11 protein-coding genes and 1 tRNA gene are annotated in these 16620 nt (G+C 62.5%); 6 read left to right on the top strand and 6 right to left on the bottom strand.

Going from position 1 to position 16620, the window contains the following annotated elements; genetic code table 11:
* Positions 1-20 precede the first annotated feature (20 nt).
* Positions 21-1262, top strand: coding sequence for a tryptophan synthase subunit beta (gene trpB / locus F6X51_RS12920; RefSeq protein ID WP_150964067.1), 1242 nt, complete (start codon positions 21-23; stop codon positions 1260-1262).
* A gap of 111 nt (positions 1263-1373) precedes the next feature.
* Positions 1374-1450, top strand: a tRNA-Met gene (locus F6X51_RS12915).
* Between the two features lie 221 nt (positions 1451-1671).
* Here F6X51_RS12915 and F6X51_RS12910 read toward each other — a convergent pair.
* From F6X51_RS12910 to F6X51_RS12895, 4 genes are all read right to left on the bottom strand, one after another.
* Positions 1672-3567 carry a peroxidase family protein gene (locus F6X51_RS12910; protein ID WP_150964066.1) on the bottom strand — a complete coding sequence of 632 codons (1896 nt, stop codon included), beginning with the start codon at positions 3565-3567 and terminating at the stop codon, positions 1672-1674.
* 1568 nt (positions 3568-5135) lie between these two features.
* The gene (locus tag F6X51_RS12905; RefSeq protein ID WP_150964065.1) at positions 5136-6122 is read right to left on the bottom strand and encodes a glycoside hydrolase family 18 protein; all 987 of its coding nucleotides are present in this window, start codon (positions 6120-6122) and stop codon (positions 5136-5138) included.
* Entirely contained in the window at positions 6119-7402 is a 1284-nt protein-coding gene (locus F6X51_RS12900; RefSeq protein WP_191970106.1) for a polysaccharide biosynthesis/export family protein, read from the bottom strand. The genes F6X51_RS12905 and F6X51_RS12900 overlap by 4 nt, the downstream gene beginning before the upstream one ends.
* A gap of 97 nt (positions 7403-7499) precedes the next feature.
* Positions 7500-10766 (bottom strand): polysaccharide deacetylase family protein, encoded by a 3267-nt coding sequence (locus F6X51_RS12895; protein WP_191970105.1) that lies wholly within the window; start codon positions 10764-10766, stop codon positions 7500-7502.
* 1390 nt (positions 10767-12156) lie between these two features.
* On the opposite strand from F6X51_RS12895, the gene F6X51_RS12890 reads away from it, so the two are divergent.
* A complete protein-coding gene (locus tag F6X51_RS12890) occupies positions 12157-12975 on the top strand; it encodes a hypothetical protein (RefSeq protein ID WP_150964062.1) in 819 nt (272 codons plus the stop codon).
* A gap of 44 nt (positions 12976-13019) precedes the next feature.
* Here F6X51_RS12890 and F6X51_RS12885 read toward each other — a convergent pair whose 3' ends face one another.
* Positions 13020-13859: a Crp/Fnr family transcriptional regulator gene (locus tag F6X51_RS12885; protein ID WP_322098524.1), complete on the bottom strand. Its 840-nt coding sequence runs from the start codon at positions 13857-13859 to the stop codon at positions 13020-13022.
* Between the two features lie 105 nt (positions 13860-13964).
* Complete coding sequence (locus tag F6X51_RS12880; protein WP_150964061.1) at positions 13965-14717, bottom strand: Crp/Fnr family transcriptional regulator; 753 nt, start codon at positions 14715-14717, stop codon at positions 13965-13967.
* 182 nt (positions 14718-14899) lie between these two features.
* On the opposite strand from F6X51_RS12880, the gene F6X51_RS12875 reads away from it, so the two are divergent.
* The 3 genes from F6X51_RS12875 to F6X51_RS12865 all read left to right on the top strand — a co-directional run bounded on the left by F6X51_RS12875 (position 14900) and on the right by F6X51_RS12865 (position 16277).
* Entirely contained in the window at positions 14900-15664 is a 765-nt protein-coding gene (locus tag F6X51_RS12875; protein WP_150964060.1) for a Crp/Fnr family transcriptional regulator, read from the top strand.
* Position 15665: 1 nt separating this feature from the next.
* Entirely contained in the window at positions 15666-15929 is a 264-nt protein-coding gene (locus tag F6X51_RS12870; protein WP_150964059.1) for a hypothetical protein, read from the top strand.
* A gap of 129 nt (positions 15930-16058) precedes the next feature.
* Positions 16059-16277 (top strand): hypothetical protein, encoded by a 219-nt coding sequence (locus tag F6X51_RS12865; RefSeq protein WP_150964058.1) that lies wholly within the window; start codon positions 16059-16061, stop codon positions 16275-16277.
* The last annotated feature ends 343 nt before the right edge of the window (positions 16278-16620 follow it).

The following is a 16620-nucleotide window of genomic DNA, read 5'->3' as shown; positions in this document are numbered from 1 at the left end:
CGCCAGAAGGACGTGATTGCGTGACCCTCGCCCCCACCCCGAACTCGTTCCGCACCGGCCCCGACGAGCGCGGCCGCTTCGGCATCTTCGGCGGTCGCTTCGTGGCCGAGACCCTGATGCCGCTGATCCTCGACCTCGAGGCGGCCTACGAGGCCGCCAAGGCCGATCCGTCGTTCCAGGCCGAGATGGTGTCCTACGGCACCCACTATATCGGCCGCCCGAGCCCGCTCTACTACGCCGAGCGCCTGACCGAGCACATGCGGGCGGGTGCGCCCGCGGGCCGCGGGGCCAAGCTCTACTTCAAGCGCGAGGAGCTGAACCACACGGGTTCGCACAAGGTGAACAACGTGCTGGGCCAGATCCTGCTCGCCCGCCGCATGGGCAAGCCGCGGATCATCGCCGAGACGGGGGCGGGCCAGCACGGCGTCGCCACCGCGACGCTCTGCGCCCGCTTCGGCCTGCAATGCGTGGTCTACATGGGCGCCGTCGACGTGGCCCGGCAGGCCCCGAACGTGTTCCGCATGAAGATGCTCGGCGCCGAGGTGATCCCGGTCGAATCCGGCACCAGGACCCTCAAGGACGCCATGAACGAGGCCCTGCGCGACTGGGTCACGAACGTGGCGGACACCTTCTACTGCATCGGCACGGTGGCGGGGCCGCATCCCTATCCGGCGATGGTGCGCGACTTCCAGTCGGTGATCGGCCGCGAGACCCGCGAGCAGATGCTGGCGCAGGAGGGGCGCCTGCCCGACTCGCTCATCGCCTGCATCGGCGGCGGCTCGAACGCCATGGGGCTGTTCCACCCCTTCCTCGACGACCGCGAGGTCGAGATCTACGGGGTCGAGGCCGCCGGCCACGGGGTCGCCTCGGGCCTGCACGCGGCCTCGCTGACCGGCGGCAAGCCGGGGGTGCTGCACGGCAACCGCACCTACCTGCTGCAGGACGCGGACGGCCAGATCGCCGACGCGCACTCGATCTCGGCGGGCCTCGACTATCCGGGCATCGGCCCCGAGCACGCCTGGCTGCACGAGGCGGGGCGCGTCACCTACCTGTCGGCCACCGACGGCGAGACCCTCGAGGCCTTCAGGCTCTGCTCGAAGCTGGAGGGCATCATCCCGGCCCTCGAGCCCGCCCACGCCCTCGCCAAGGTGCTGGAGATCGCCCCCGCCAAGCCCGCCGACCACCTGATGGTGCTCAACCTCTCGGGCCGCGGCGACAAGGACATCCCCCAGGTGGCCGAAATCTTCGGCACCCGCCTCTGAGGCCCGGAAATCCCGCGGGCGCGGGCCGGCAGACCGTTGACACCGGAAGGCCGGTTTCCCTATACCCCGGGCGTCCGACCGGCCGCCCGCGTGGCGGACGGCCCGGCGCGTGGCGGGGTAGCTCAGCTGGTTAGAGCAGAGGAATCATAATCCTTGTGTCGGGGGTTCAAATCCCTCCCTCGCTACCAAAATTCTACGGCCTTTGCAGGCAGTTCGCTCCAAAGCCCTGGACCCCGCGTCCGGGGTTTTTGCGTTTTGGCCAACAAACGCGCCAGGCCGCCCGACCCGGACGCGCTTCCCAGGGCCCGCCAGGTCATCGCAGACGCCAAGGAGGTCTCGCAGTGAGACACCACCCCGGCGGCGTGGGTTTGGACCGTTCCCTACGGGCAGCCCGATAGGAACGCTGGCGTCAAGCGAAGCTGTAATCGTTCGGAGTGAGTTGAGCCACCGATACTCCCCACAGTTGAACCTGAACGCTCCCGTAGGTCACGACGACATGCCCGTGATCCTGGGATACCATCGGTTCCGCCGCGCTCCCCTCCTGCCCGTGGTGCCCATGATGGAGACCTGAAGCGTGCGGCCGGCCAGACGCATCGGACTCAACCCCGGCTTCCCCCTGGAAAACCAGATGGTCCTGTCCCGGCTGGAAGTCGGTGACAACGGCGCGCGTGTTCGCGGTGAAGACGAACTGATCGCTTCCAGCTCCGCCGGTGAGTGTCTGATGACCAGTGCCGGCGATCAGCATATCGCCCGTCTGTCCACCGACCACGAGCGCGTCGCCATTCGTGCCGATTACGAGTTGCGGCGCATCTGGGTCCTCGGATGCGACACCGCTTTCGTGGCGATCGTAGAAGGTGAAGACATCGTCTTGGAGGTACCGGGTGTCGGTGTCCCGCAAGATGATATCCGACAGCGTCGTGTGCTGGATGTCGTTCAGCGTCTGCCGATCGAACTGACCATTCTGGTACCAGAGGCGATCGCCGTCGCGCAGGCGCTCGAACTGCGAGCTGATGATGGCTGAGAACGTTGGCCCGAGTTCGGAGCCTGGCGCGTGACTTTCGGCGAGACCACCGGTCCAGAGGTCGACGGCGTCCACGGTACCGAACGCTTCGCGCATCGCGGCGACCGTGGCCTGATCGTCCGTGATGTCGGAAAAGTCCTTGTAGGGTGCAAGGCCCAGATCCGCGCGGGTCTCGTTGAGGGTGCCTAGCCCGAGGTCGCGCCCCCGCTGAATGTTGATGCTCGCCAGATCCTGACCGACCGGCGGATCGACCAGGAAGTTGCGCAAGTCCTCGACGATGCGGGCATCCATGGTCTGCGAGGCATCGTCGCCGAGGTGCCGCAGGAAGCCGTCAGCCCCGGATGCCGCCGCGAATGCCGCCGGTGTCAACCCAAAGGTGTCCCGAAGTTCGAGCCCCGGCCCGATCAGGTTGCCGGCCTCGTCGACGCGCTCCGTCTCAGCGGAGACGATCGAGTGCCCGAACCGGTAGGCCGCGCCCGCGAACTCGACGCTGATCCTCGGGTCGGTCGCCGGATCGTATCCCTGATAGGACGGGATCGCATGGGCTCCGAGGAGGTGGGGCAGGAACTCGTCGTAGGTGATGTGCTGGATTTCCGCCGTCACGATCGCCCGTGCCTGCTGGTAGAGGGCCTCTCCGTCGAGTCCCGGATCGGCCGCATGCAGCCGATCGACCTGGAAATTGTGCTCGCGCAGGAAGAGCGTCTGGAGCGACGTCAAGGACGGGTTCTCGGTGGCGCGAACATCACCCGCCAGGAAGGCGCCGTTCACGATCGGCAGGTTGTCGCCGGAGGAGGTCGCGAGATGGCCGTCCGGGAGCCGCAGGCTCGCGGCGGTGGCGGCGTCCGAGCCGTAGACCATCGAGGCGTCGAGCCAGCCGGTGACAGAGTTCTGCGCGATCGCCGGCACGCCGGTGCCGGCCCCGGTCGCGGGATCAACAACGGCGCGGGTGATCGGGATCAGGCTGCCGGCTGGGAAGTAGGCGTCGCCGGACGGGATCGCGACGTCAATATGCGTGACCCCATCGTTGCGGCTGAGGTCTAGATCATGGTCGATGAACTGGCCCCAGGCGTAGAGCATGCCTGAAAGGCCGTCCGGGTTCGGGATCGTCGGGTCGCCCTGGCCGACGACGATGTTGCTGATCGATCGGGGGTTCGGCCCATCAACAAGGGACGAGATCCCGTCCGCGAAATGCGCCTCGCCAAGCCGGGCGAAATCGCTGCCGGCCGCATTGAGATCGGGTTGAGCCAAGTTGTTGCCCGAACCATTGACGGAATAGAAGTCCATGTCGGCACGTCCTTTCACCGCATGTCGGCAGGGTGTCGCGCAGCCGGCAGGATCCGGAGGCCGTCCGATGCGCGTCAGAGGATGAGGAGGGTCAGAGCGGCATCATCGTCGCTTGCGACGAGGCCCGTCACAGCGCAGCCGCAAGCCAACGAGGCGCCTTCGCTTAGCGCTCATGGAAGGTCCTCCTCGCATGCTCAGCGGGCAGCAGCCAGCCAGATGCGCACAGACGCGGACGGCCAGCCCAGCGTTGATAGACGATGTGGCGGCGAGCGGAACAATACGTGGCGATTGATCGTCTTCTCTTCAGCAAATGTTAAATCAATTCGATTTGTTCATGCTGCCATGCAACAATCTATGTTTAGCAGAATTCAATTCTCGATTTTTCTTGAGACTATTTCACCCGACCGATCGGTTTGAATGCTTTCTGCATTCACATCGAAAAATACTATACAGACATTCCACCAGCGCTGATTCAACAGATTTGTTGCCTGCGCTCCAGATAATACTCTGCCCAACTCGGGAGTCGTCGAAAGCACAATCGCGTCTAAATCTTCGGTGCTCATGTTGTGCGGAAGCGTACACCGTCCGTCGCAGCTGTTGGATGTTTCCCTTCCCCGCATTGCCGATGTCAAACCATCGTGCGCGCCAGGAACAGCTTGGCCGTCCGACTTCGGCGGCGAGCTCGATAGGCTTAAAGTCCTGATTAAAGCTTGCGGCACCTTGATCAAGACATGTCGGGTTTTTTAACAGGGCGCAGGATCGCCCTCGATTGTTTCCTCATGAAAGGTCACCTGTCCTGTTTCAGGTTCGATCAATCCCCCTTCAAGGTGACGTCACGGACGATAACCTCCGCCTGAAAGTCGATATATTTCTGATATCAAAGTATTAATTTAACGTTCGCGTTTTTATGCGTATCAATTTACCTGCGATTTCAGACGGGTGGTTTAACAAACATATGATGGGTTTGATTATGGATTAGATTTCTGTAGCTGGAATTCAGCCGGGCTGCATTGCGAGGCAGCAGGCCAGATCAAGATCTATTCGGTAGATCTGATCGACGGTTCTTCGATAGTAAAGGCATCGCTCCTGCGATCGCCAGAGCGGTCTCGCCGAGCCGGCATATGTCGAGCCGAGAGCCGGTGGTTTCGACTCCGGGGGCGCCGCCGACGCCTTGGTGTGATGCGTCTGAACGCGGACAGACGCGCATTCCCGCGCCATCGTGAGGCATGCGAGCGACGGCGTTGCGCTCATAGGCATCGCAAGCATGGAAACCGCCTGCGGATCCCCCTCGCAGGCGGTTTCCATGCCTGACCTCGACGCGCCTTGCGGTTCCAGCGAGCACGTCCGAAGACTTGAGAAAGGGGCCAAATCGCGCGTCATAACCGCCCCTGACGCGCGTGGACACGGCGCGGATTACGCGACTGGTGCGGCCTGGGGCGGCGGCCGATCCATTCGAAGCATGCGAGTCGTCTTCGTCGTCCACATCCTGCTTCGAATTTTACGCGGTCGAAGGCTGAACTGCCAAGCTCGTAAAGAGAGAGGGTGCATTCAGCGTCAGCTTAGCAACCCTAATTCGGGCCCATCTGCTCAATGGCGTGGATGAGGGCGGAGATCAACGCGTCTGGGCCCGGTCGATCTGGGCCCGGGTTGGATGGGTTCTCCTTGCCAATCGCCCAGACCATCGCCCCGTTCGCGCCCTTGGGTATCGCGGCTCGTACGGTCTCGACGGCCTCCGGCACGGTGTAGGCGTGTCCACCCCAGGCTTCTGGCGGCGAGGTGAGCCCGATCAGGATCGGGCCCTCGAACCGGCTTCGGTAGGCCGCGTAGGCGTCGAGCGGTCGAAATGTCGGCCCGGCGTCGTAGGCCATGAGGCTGAGGCCATCAATGAGCGCCCGTCGTTTCGCATCGCGCAGCAGCGGCAGGAATGCCCCGTAGGTTGGACCACCGATCGGGGGCGCCTCGCTCCAGGGGCCCTCGCCGTAGGCGCCGGTGTTCGTCGCCGTGAGCCAGATTGCGATCGGGCGCGGCAGGGTTGCGCGCGCCGCCTCGACGACCTCAAGCAGGAGCGCATCGCTGTCGCAGGACATCTGGCCGGAGCGCTCTCCGCACCTCGGATCAGCGGGCTCGAAGTCGAGATCGACACCGTCGAGATCGAAATCCTCGACGAGGCGGCGGGCCGCCCGTGGATCGAAGCGGTTCCAATTCGCGAATTTCTCGCCCCCGATCGACACCAGAATCCGGATACCTGGGATCCGCGCCCGAAGCGCCTTCAGCGACGCTTTCAGAACTGGCCCGGAATACGGCACCTGCAGGCCGGTGCCCGCTAGATCGAGACCGCCGGCATAAGTCGCGTCCGGACGCATGAACGCGAGGAAGATCTCGGTCACGCCCTCAGGGATCCCAGCCAGGCGGTCGTCGATCCCCGAGGTCGATTCCGCCCGCGCGGCCCAAGTGGCGTAGTAGGCACCGAGCTGGACCGGCCGCTCCCCGGTTACGGCCGCCGCCGCCCCGGCAGTCATCACCAAGGCGGCTATGGAGACGCTCAGAAGCCTCATTGGGAGGCGATCCGTGCAGCCTGGGCAGGCGTGATCTGCAGGACGTCGCCGGGCTCGAGGGACGAATCCTCCTGTGCCGGCCGCCGCTTCAAGCCCAGCTGCGTCCGGTGAAGGATCGTGAGAGTCATCTCCTTACGATTGGCGGCCTGGCTCTCCAGGATGCCTGGAAGCTGAGCGAGTGCGGTGGTTACGGCCGCTCGTGTCAGCTCTTCCTCGTCAACCACGCTCTGCAACTCGCGAATTTCTCGCTCGCGTTCGACCTCCCCCTCGACCGCGATGCGGAGCTGGTCGTGCAGGAGGTCGGAGATGCGGTGCTCCGTCTGCGCGATCCCGGCCTTCGCATCCTGCAACCGCTCTTTGGCATCGCCAAGTTCGGTGACGCTTGTATAGAACGTAGCATCGGTCGTTGCCCCGCGCTCACGAAGCTTGCCGAGATGGTCCATCCTCAGGCTTCTGTTGCCGATATTCGACTCGACCTGGGTCAGTTTGCTGCGCTGGATCGTCAGTTCGGCGTCATAGGATTGAATGGCAGCCTCAATCGCGGCCTCCTGTTTCTTGCGCTTCGACCGCTCCACTTGTCGGAACGTGTCGGCCTCGGCAAGGCGCGCCTTGCCGGAGGCGGTGCCGACCAGCTCGAACAAGCGCTTTGTCGCGGGCTTGGTGCCATCGCGCTCCGCAACGAGGACCGCGACCCGGGCGAGGGAGCGGGTCAGCCGCTCGCTCGACTTGAGCAGGCGCTCCCTTTCCCGCGCCGTGTCGAGGAGACGCCATTGATCCTGCGGCGCGGTCTCGACCGCCCCGGCGAGCGCCAGAGCGTGTAGCACGCTCATGCCCGGAATGAATTTGTAGGGGCCGGGCCTCGCAACGGGTCCCAGAACGTAGACGGGCTCCCGCTCCGCCAACTGGATGCCGACCCGCACGGACCCGTTGAGCTTGCTGCTCAGCGCGCTCGAAAGCGCGTGATCGAGATCTTGGAACGTCGTTCCGGCGACGGCGATCGAGCCCGCGAAAGGCACATAGATGTTACCGTCCTCTTGGACAATGTACTCGCCCGACAGTTCGGGCCGCTCGACCGCCGAGGCGACGATGTCGCGACGCCCCTCGCCGCCTCGCAGATCAGGCAGCAACTGCTCGAAGACGGTGATCTTAAGCTTGTCGCCGATGGCGTAGGAAGCGGGGCGGTTGATCTCCACGCTCGTCAGCCGCTCGACCTTCGGCGCCAAGGTCGGTTTCTGGGCCTCGGCGAGGTCCTGAGCCCAGGCCGCCGAAGTGAGGCTCATAGCGATCGTGCACAGAGCCGTCCGTAGAGCCCGCTTAGCGGGAAGTCCGGTCGGCCGGTTCATTTCCATCATCGCTCCGCTCCCTCTTGCAACGGTGTCAAAGGCTTCGAGCCGGTGCGATCGGTAGATCGACGCTTCCGGTTCGGACGAGCTTGCCCCAGCCGACAAAGGTGCCTCTCAGGGCGGTCAACAGGGTTCGGATGGCGGTGACGTACAGAAGCTGGCGGTAGCAGAACCGCTGGAGAACGAGGAGCGGCAGCAGGCGCCACTCCGTCGTCGGGCCGTGCAGGAGGAGCGCGGCGAAGCCGGCAAGGAGATCGAAAATCTGGAAAACCAGCCAGTAAGCCGCGAGCAGTTCGACCGTCTCGTTACCCTGCTCCGTAGAGCCCGTGGTCAGGACGTCGACGGCGCTGGAAATCACCGTGAAGGCGAGCATCAGGTCCATCAGCGGCGCGAGCAGCGTAAACAGGAACTGGAACAGGAGCACGTTCGGGACGAGGACGAAGGAGATCCCGCGCGCCTTCCGCAGGCTCGCCGGGGCGTGCTTGTAGGCGACCTGCAGGGTTCCGAACATCCAGCGGAAGCGCTGCTTGAGGAAGGCGGCCAGCCGTTCGGGTGCCTCGGTCAGGGCCCGGGCGCGGGGCTCGCACACGACCTTCCACCCCGCGAATTCGAGAGCGACCGTGAGGTCGGCATCTTCCGCGAGCGTATCGGAAGAGTAGCCTCCGACCTCCAGTAGAGCCTCGCGCCGCCACGCACCGATCGCTCCGGGCACGACACCGATGGCATTGATGAGCTCGAAAGCTCGGCGGTCGAGGTTCTGGCTCAGCGTGTACTCGAGCGCTTGGAAACGCGTGACCAGCGTCTTGCGGTTGCCGACCAAGACGGTCCCTGCGACTGCGCCGACTTGTGGATCCGCGAAATGGCGCGCCAGAAGCTCGATCGCGTCATGTAGCAGGACTGTGTCGCCGTCGATGGCAATAACGATCTCGGCCGAGGTCTTCTGCAATCCGTAGTTGAGGGCCGCGGCCTTGCCGCCGTTCACCTTGCTGTGGACCTGCACCGCCGAATTTCCAGCGTAGGCTTCGCGGACCAGCGACGCCGTCGCGTCGGTCGATCCGTCGTCGATGACGAGGATCTCGATCCGCTCCGCGATCGTGGAGGTGAGGAGCGTCTGGATCGTCTTCATGATGACGATCTCCTCGTTATAGGCCGGGACCAGCACGGCGATCCCGCGTGGCTGCCAGCCCACCGCCGGGACTGGGTGGCCACCTCTCAGGCGATGCGCAGTCGCGCCGATGATGATCAGCGTCAGGCGGACGATCGCGAGCACGGAGGTCGCGATCGCGATGGTCGGCAGGGCTTCGGCTGTCCACGACGCCGACTGCGAGCCGAGGCGCCAGGCTTCAGTGCTAAGGAATTCCGTGAAACTCGCTACCCGCGTCGGCGGCATCACCGCGTCGCGCGGCTTACCCACGAGTTCATGCGTCGTTACGAACCGGAAGCCTTTGGCATGAAGCTGGTCGATGATGTCCGGTAGGGCGTCGATCGTCAGTTGCCGGTTGCCGCCGGCATCGTGCATGAGAACGATCTGGCCCCGGCCGCTCTCGACCGTACTCACCACGAGGTTGATCACATGCTCCTTTTTTACGCCGGTGAACGCGGGCGCCGCCCAGTCGTAGGAATCCGCGTCGAGGGCGCCGATCTGGTAGCCTAGCTCAGTCGAAACCTCGGCAAGTAGCGGTGACGTATCGAGGAAGGACAAGCTCGTGTAAGCCTCCGGTGGCCTGAACAGAGTTGTCCGCACCCCCGTCTGCGCCTCGATCACGCGCTGGGCCATGTTGAGCTCAACGGTGATCCGCTCCCGGCCGCTCTCCATGAGGCGCGCGTGTGAGAAGGTGTGGTTCCCGATGTCGTGCCCCTCGTCGTAGATCCGTTTCAGGAATCCTGGCGACTGCACGGCATTGCGGCCAATGACGTAGAAGGTCGCCCTCGCACCTTTCTCGCGAAGGATATCCAGGATCTTGCCGGTGTAATTCGGGTCGGGTCCGTCATCAAAAGTCAGTGCGACAAGTTTCTGCGAGATTGGATAGGACGTAGCCACCTGCGCTTGGCTCGGAGCTTGCTCGACCGACTGGCCGACGATGAGCCCGAGGCGCTCGTTGTAGACCAGCGTGCGTCGCCCCGGACCACCAGGAACCGCCGAGACTAGTGTGGCCTTGAGGCTCGAGAAAAAGTCTCGACCAGGTTGCAGCACGTCAAGGCTTCGAAGCGCCTCCGCGTCCGGGAGCTTCGTGCGACCCAACATCGACCAAATGCCCGCATCTTCGTAGCCGAGCGACCAGAGTGCAATGCCCGCGGGCTTGTAGGCCAGGGCAGCCCGGAGCTGGTTGAAGCCGGAGACCGCGTCGAGCAGCCAGACTTCGTGTGGGAATCCCTTTGCGTCGTGATAGCGAAAGGTTCCGTTGAGCGAGCCTTGGTCAAAGGTGAGCGAGGCGCCCCCGTTTTGCATGGTAGTCCAGGCGGCCGGTACAGAAACCTGCTTCATCCGGCCGAACGAATCCCAGTCGATCCCGAACGAGCCGACGCTAAGAATGGTCCGGTCTGGATTGACCCGAGCAAAGAGGCCGGCGAGTTGCGACTCGATCCACCCCTGTGGGACGATCGGGGCGGCCCGTTCGCGCTGAACGTTGTTGTGGGTCGTCACGAGAACGTAGTCGGCCGCCTTGCTGAACTCACCGATGCGCGCCGGACCGTCGGTGAGGCTCGTCATGACGATCAGCTTGCGATGCTTCTCCGCGAGCCGGTCCCTTAGTTCGCGGACGAAGTGGAGGACGATGCGATCGTTGAAGGGCGTCGCGTCAGGGACTTGCAAGGTGATCCCCGCGAACCCGGTTTGGTCCAGATAGGCTGTGATCTCAGAGATGACCCTGTCGCGCGCGGTGCTGAGCGCGAAGGCCAGGTTCGTTTCGTGCCGCGTCAGGCCGCTGTTGATGAGGGGATAGACCTGCAAATGCGGCGCGTTCGCCTTGATCCATTGTCCGACCTCCGAACTTTTGACATCGACCTGGATGCGGATCTGCCCGCCCTTCTGCTGCAACTCCAGCCAGTCCGGAACGATGCCGTCGAGCTCGGCGGTGCTCTGTTTGAGCGCTGCAAACGTGTTGGCGTTGGAAGCCATGTAGGCCAGCCGAAGGGTCTGCACCGCGGTGGCAGGAACCTGGCGATTTAAGGCTGGGTTAATCGGATCCGTCGTGACAACCCGACGAGCGATGATGGCAGTCTCCGGAGTCGCCATCTGCTTCGGCGTTTGCAATACAGGCAGATTTGGCGCAACGAGCATTCCGTAGATAAGCGTGATCAATCCCAACGCTGCGAGACATGATATTACTATCAACGCGCTGTTAGTTAGCCAGACGCGCCGACCGCTTTCACTGTAGAAAACTGGACGTGTTTCCGGCGACATGCAGGTTCTCTTTGTATGTTTTTCTGCCGATGATGTGAAATGTTACAAAATCTTTTGGACAACGAAGCCAACGAGCGCGCAACCAGATGCTAATGGCCAAGATATCTCAAGGGGCGCGGATTGGTTCTTTAGGCCTAACTGCGTGCGCAGAGGTGCTAAGCTGTGAGATTTCGAAATAGCCATAGAAGATCGTCGCAAGATTCGTTCGGTACGGTTTGTTTCAAAACGAGGCCTATTCCATCGAATTCGCGCCGAAAGCGCCGTCAAACAAGAGTGAACGATTTCGATTTATGAAATTTGGTCCAAAAATAAATTATCATAACAGTATGAAGTTGATTTTCGTTCAGTATCTCAGGCATCGTTATGCGCTTGAGCAATACTCGGTCCATGAAATAGATGTTTGGTTCGGTGCCCGTATTGTAAATTACTAAAGCAAACAGATCAATAATACAAATTATTTCTACTGAACTGAATCGCGTGCATCGGTGCGTACGGAGCAAAGGATCTTGATAAAATGGATCCAAGAGAATTGCAGATGTAGGCGGTAATCCAAGGACGTGCGCATGTGGATGCTGTTATGATTCTTTTATGGCTCGATCGCGCTCCAAATTTCTCTTAAGAAATAGAAAGATCTTGTACTTTTAGGATTTTTTTGAGATTGCTCTGGCGTTCTTGGAGAAAGTCTATTCCCGCGACGATCCCGGTTCGGTGTAACGGATTTGTTGGTCAATTTCGAGAAATTTTCAAGGCAGCAATTTCTCGATCATCACTGAGCTGTTATCGCATCAAATTTATTTGGGACGCGGTGCAGTCACATTGCGTAGTACCGCGCCTTGAACACACCCAAGATTTCAATGCGCTACATCACATTCGTTGCCAAGCATGCCCAGCATTGCTCTTCGATCAGTGTCGGGATCCGTCAATCTAACGCGCATGCATCCGCGCTTAGCCAAAGCCGGCGCGCCACAATTCGAAAGATCTGCATCAAAATGGTGTCGACGAGAGCTTGTTCACGCTCATCACCACCACAAGAAGTTCGACTCATTGCCAATCAAACGTCCAAGATCAGCCGAGATGTCTGGCTTATACGCGATTTATTGCAACAAGAAATTTTGCATTTTAAAGTACGACCTAATACAATTCATGTTTCTTGACGTATTGTTTGATACATAACTTCCGGGATTGTCTATTTTCTTCGAAATCGACGCCGCTTGACACATTTCAGCCATGTTTCGACGAATTTTATGTTTTCAGATGTCATTATTTGTTGTGAACAAAGGATTGCTGAATGGCAGAGCAGGCTGTTGATGCACGGGTGACAATGTACGGGTGGCCCGACAACGACCCGCCAGGGGCAGGGATCGCCTATCCGAATCTTCACCAGAAGGCTGGCGGGATCGGCACCTTCGAGGATCCGATCACGTTCGCAAGTGACGCACGGGATCTTGCTCCTGGCACGAAGATCTACGTGCCTTACCTGCAGAAATACTTTATTATGGAAGATTACTGTGCGGATGCCGTTGCGAGTTCAACCGACCCGCTGCATGTCGACCTCTGGGCTGGCGGCAGCCCAAGCGTCGACGTCGCGAAGCTCCTAGCTGTCGAGAACGGAAATACGCGAGACTCGGCACAGATAATCATCGATGCGGAGGCTGGGCATCCAGTCGATTTGACCCCCTTCGACAGCTTCGGCAGTGCTGCATCTGTTCCGACCGCATCGACCGTCAACAACGCGGTATCGCCGCCCGTCACTGCGGCAGCCCCTCCTGCGGCGGACAGCTCGCACGCCGGCACCCAGTCCTCAGACGCTTCCGGCATCCACGCCAGTGGCAGTGCCAGCCCTATCAGTGATCATTGGCATCACTCGTGGGGTCATGGTCACGGTGGCAGCTTTGCGTTCAACGCGCCTCAAGCCGGTAGCACCACCTCTGCTCTCACCCAGACCACCGAGGCGGCCGATCCACCGAACACCGCGACGAACTTCCATGCGGGTAATCAGGGCTTCCACCATGGAGGCTGTGGTGACCACGTCGATGCAGGTCATGTCGACTTCTCGGTCAACGTGATTGGTCATCACCTCACCGGGCACGCCGACTTTCATATCTGAGTGAGAAGGAGCCGCTCAATCGTGCACAGGGTGTCGGCGCAGGCTCAACCAGCCGCCCGCTTCTCCAGATGCAGGTACGTCGGATCGAATTCGGAGACGCCGATCAGGACATCCCAGGCCTGGATCACCAGGGCGCTGCCGCGCAGCGTGATCAGGCTCCTGCCGCGCATCTCCTGCAGCACCCGGTTCACGTGCACGTTCGACAGCCCCAGCGCGTCGCCGATGTCCATCTGCGTGATCGGCAAGGGGCAGCGGTGTTCGCCGGCAAGGCCGACCGCTTCGAGCTTGAGGTACATCTCGCAGAACAGGTGCGCGATCCGCCCGAAGGCTGACTTGCGGCCCATGCCGATCATCCACTCGCGGAAGATCGCCGCATCGACCAGCGTGTCCCGCCAGAGCACCTCTCCGATCCTGGGAAAGCGCGTCGACAACTCCCGCATGCTCTCGTGCGGGATGAAGGCCACCGTGGCTTGGGTGATCGTCCCGAGGCTGTGATCCATGGTGTGCAGATGCAGGCTCTGCAGGTCGGGGATGTCGCCGGGAATGTGGAAGGAGAAGATCTGGCGCTTCCCCTCGCCGATGATCTTGTAGCGGCAGGCCCAGCCATCGAGGATGAGGCAGCATTGCGAGGGCTTGTCGCCGTCGCGCACGATGTCCTGCCCTGCGTTGAGGAGGCGGGTTTTGGACGGCACGCTCAGGATGGCCTGACGCTCCCCGTCCGTGAGGGCGGCAATGCTCCCCAGCTTGCGAACGAGCAGGCTGAGGGCGTGGTGATCCGGATCCAACGGCATGACAACTTCGCCTTGCATGGCAGGCGGAAGCGCACGGCTCTCCCAGCCATCAGCACCTGTGTCGGACACGCTGATGGTGATCGAAAAGAACAATCTTGATGAAAGCGATCAACCACATACGTTATATTTGTGCGGTGGGTCCGTATGGTTATTTTTGTCTAAAAAACATCTTATGATGATTTATGCTGTCAAAAAGCATCATATGACGTGTCTTGCTTTCGTCGAGACCTCCGACCCCGGCCGGCCTTCGATCAGCCGCGCATACTCCGCCTCCGGTGCGCCGTAGGAGGCGCCTGCCAGATCGAGCAGCATCTCGCGCTTCAGGATCGTGATGGTGCCCCGCTCGCTCCCGATCATCCCGGACCGCTCGAATCCCGCCATCGTCGCGGTCAGGCCCGGACGGTTGATCCCCAGCATCAGCGACAGGAACCGATGCGTCGTCGGCAGCTCGTCGCCCTCGGTGCGGTCGTGGCACATCAGCAGCCAGCGCGCGAGGCGCTGCTCGACCTTGTAGCGCGTGTTGGCCAGCGCCGTGCCGGCGATCTGGACGTTCACGGACTGGGCGTAGCGCAGCAGCAGCGCCTGCAGATCCGAAGTGCTGCCGAGGATCTCGCGCAGGGACTCGGAGGACACGGACCAGCCGTAGCCGGCCATCTGGATCCGGCCCTCGTGCGGGGTCTGGTCCGTGGCGAACAGAACCGGCAGTCCGACCATGCCCTCACGGCCGATGAGAGCCAGCTCGACCTGCTTGCCGTCGGCGGCCGTGGCGATGTTGGAGAGGATGCCGTCCTCGATGAAGTGGACGCGCGGGATCGGGGTGTCGGGCTTGATCAGCACCTCGCCCAGCCGCAGCGGCACGGTCGAGAGGTGCGGCTGCAGCAGCGCAAAATCCGACTCGGACATCGCCCGCAGCAAGCGGTTGTGGCAGGCTCTCTGGATCGACGCTGGCACGGTCCCGACCTCACTGGGGCGGGAGCTACGAGCCCTTGACCGCCTGCGCCCGGATGCACCTGCAAGCGACGGCTCCCACTATGACCCTAATCGTCGGCGGCGGCAAATAACCGATCATAGGATGTCGCGGAGGTCGTTTTCGCGACCTAGGTTGTCGTATCTCCATCGACCGACGTGGCCAGATGCAGGACGTACTGATCCGCAAGCTGGAGGGCTTCGAAAGCCTCTCCGACCAAGACCGCGAGGCGCTCCAATCCTTGATGCCGAAGGTGCGGAAGGTGCCGGCGCGGACCGACCTGATCCGGGAAGGCGACGCGCCTGAATACGTCCACCTTGTTCTCGACGGCTACGCCTGCCGCTACAAGATGCTGCCGGACGGCCAGCGCCAGATCATGGCCTACCTGGTGCCGGGCGACTTCTGCGACCTCAACGTGTTCATCCTCGACCAGATGGACCACAACATCGGCACGATCTCGGCCTGCCAGGTCGTCGACATCCCGCGGCACGCCATCGACGACATCACGGCCCGCTACCCGCACGTCACCCGGGCGCTGTGGTGGTGCGCGCTCGTGGACGAGGCGGTGCTGCGCGAGTGGCTCGTCAACATCGGCGGTCGCCCCGCCGACCACCGCATCGCCCACCTGTTCTGCGAGCTGCTGCTGCGCCTGGAGGCGGTGGGCCGGGTCAGCGGCAACAGCTTCGACTTCCCCTTCACGCAGCCCGACATCGCCGACACGATGGGCCTGTCGAACGTGCATGTGAACCGCACGATCCGGGAGCTGCGAGCCCTCGGGCTCATCACGCTGAGGCAGCGGACCCTGACGATCCTCGACGTCGAGCGGCTGAAGGCCTACTGCAACTACAACCCGAACTACCTCCACCTCAGAAACACGCGCTGGGGTGCGCGGCGCATCATTCCGTGGCTGAGCAGCGGCCATGGAGGTTAGGGTGAGCCGACAGCACAACGTCGAGACCCTGGTTGTGCTGCAGCCGATCGCCGTCGACACGGGCAGCCCCGACCGCGTCGGCATGCTGGTGATGGCCAACGGGCTGCTCGTGGGCGTTCTGGTTCGTCTCGACACGCCCGAGCACGAGAGCCCGAACGGCTGGTTCCTGGAAGCCGGGCTCGGGCGATTGGCGGGATTGCGGGCCCCGGCCTTCGACACCCTCGAAGACGCCACGCGCTGGCTGCGGCAGCGGCTGAAGGGCTGAGGGTCATTCGGGCGCGAAGCCCGACGCGCCGCGACACCCGGTCCCTGAACCCGGGCGCTTGCCGCTTTGGCCCCCTTCCGACTTCGGATAGGTTTTCCGTATCGGGGGTCAGACGCGGAGGGCGCGATCATGATCGGATTGCCCAAGAACCTCACCCTCGATGAGGTGGAACGCCACCTCGCCCTGGGCGAGGCACACAGCACGGCTCTGACCGCCGCGATCATCGACCTCACCAGGGCCGGGTGCGATGCGACTGAGTTCGAGACGGTGCTCCGGGACATCCAGGACATCGTGGCGATCCTGCGCCGCCAGCGATGGGCGATCCCGGCTCGGGCATCGAAGCTGTGATCGGGCCCGGGGGGCCTCCCTCTTTTGCGGTTGTGAGCCCCGCCATCAGTGCACGGCACGGCCCTGCGCCGCGGCGGGGATCCGGGGTGGCAGGTCACCGGCCGCGCGTCATCGTCCCGAGAGTAGCCTGGCCGGTGCCCAAGGGCGGTTCATGCCGCCTGTCATGCGAGACGCCGGCTGATCCGTCTCAAGGCTCCAGAAACAGCGACATCTCATACGCCCCGGCTTTGGTGACGCAGCCGTCCAAGCGGCCTAGAACGCAAAGGGTGAGGTTGCGTGCAAGAGCCTCCTTGACCTGACATCTCGGCGACCGCCCGGTGGGCCGGTCGCGTCAACCGGTAGG

Source organism: Methylobacterium planeticum (assembly GCF_008806345.1).
Lineage (GTDB): Bacteria > Pseudomonadota > Alphaproteobacteria > Rhizobiales > Beijerinckiaceae > Methylobacterium > Methylobacterium planeticum.
The sequence above is the reverse complement of the archived record's forward strand: the minus strand, read 5'-3'. Positions and strand labels throughout refer to the sequence as shown.

Bases quoted from the DNA above. Each gene is read 5' to 3' on its own strand.
- F6X51_RS12910 (WP_150964066.1), bottom strand. From the start codon at position 3,567: ATGGACTTCTATTCCGTCAATGGTTCGGGCAACAACTTGGCTCAACCC.
- F6X51_RS12905 (WP_150964065.1), bottom strand. From the start codon at position 6,122: ATGAGGCTTCTGAGCGTCTCCATAGCCGCCTTGGTGATGACTGCCGGG.
- F6X51_RS12900 (WP_191970106.1), bottom strand. From the start codon at position 7,402: ATGAGCCTCACTTCGGCGGCCTGGGCTCAGGACCTCGCCGAGGCCCAG.
- F6X51_RS12890 (WP_150964062.1), top strand. From the start codon at position 12,157: ATGGCAGAGCAGGCTGTTGATGCACGGGTGACAATGTACGGGTGGCCC.
- F6X51_RS12875 (WP_150964060.1), top strand. From the start codon at position 14,900: ATGCAGGACGTACTGATCCGCAAGCTGGAGGGCTTCGAAAGCCTCTCC.
- F6X51_RS12865 (WP_150964058.1), top strand. From the start codon at position 16,059: ATGATCGGATTGCCCAAGAACCTCACCCTCGATGAGGTGGAACGCCAC.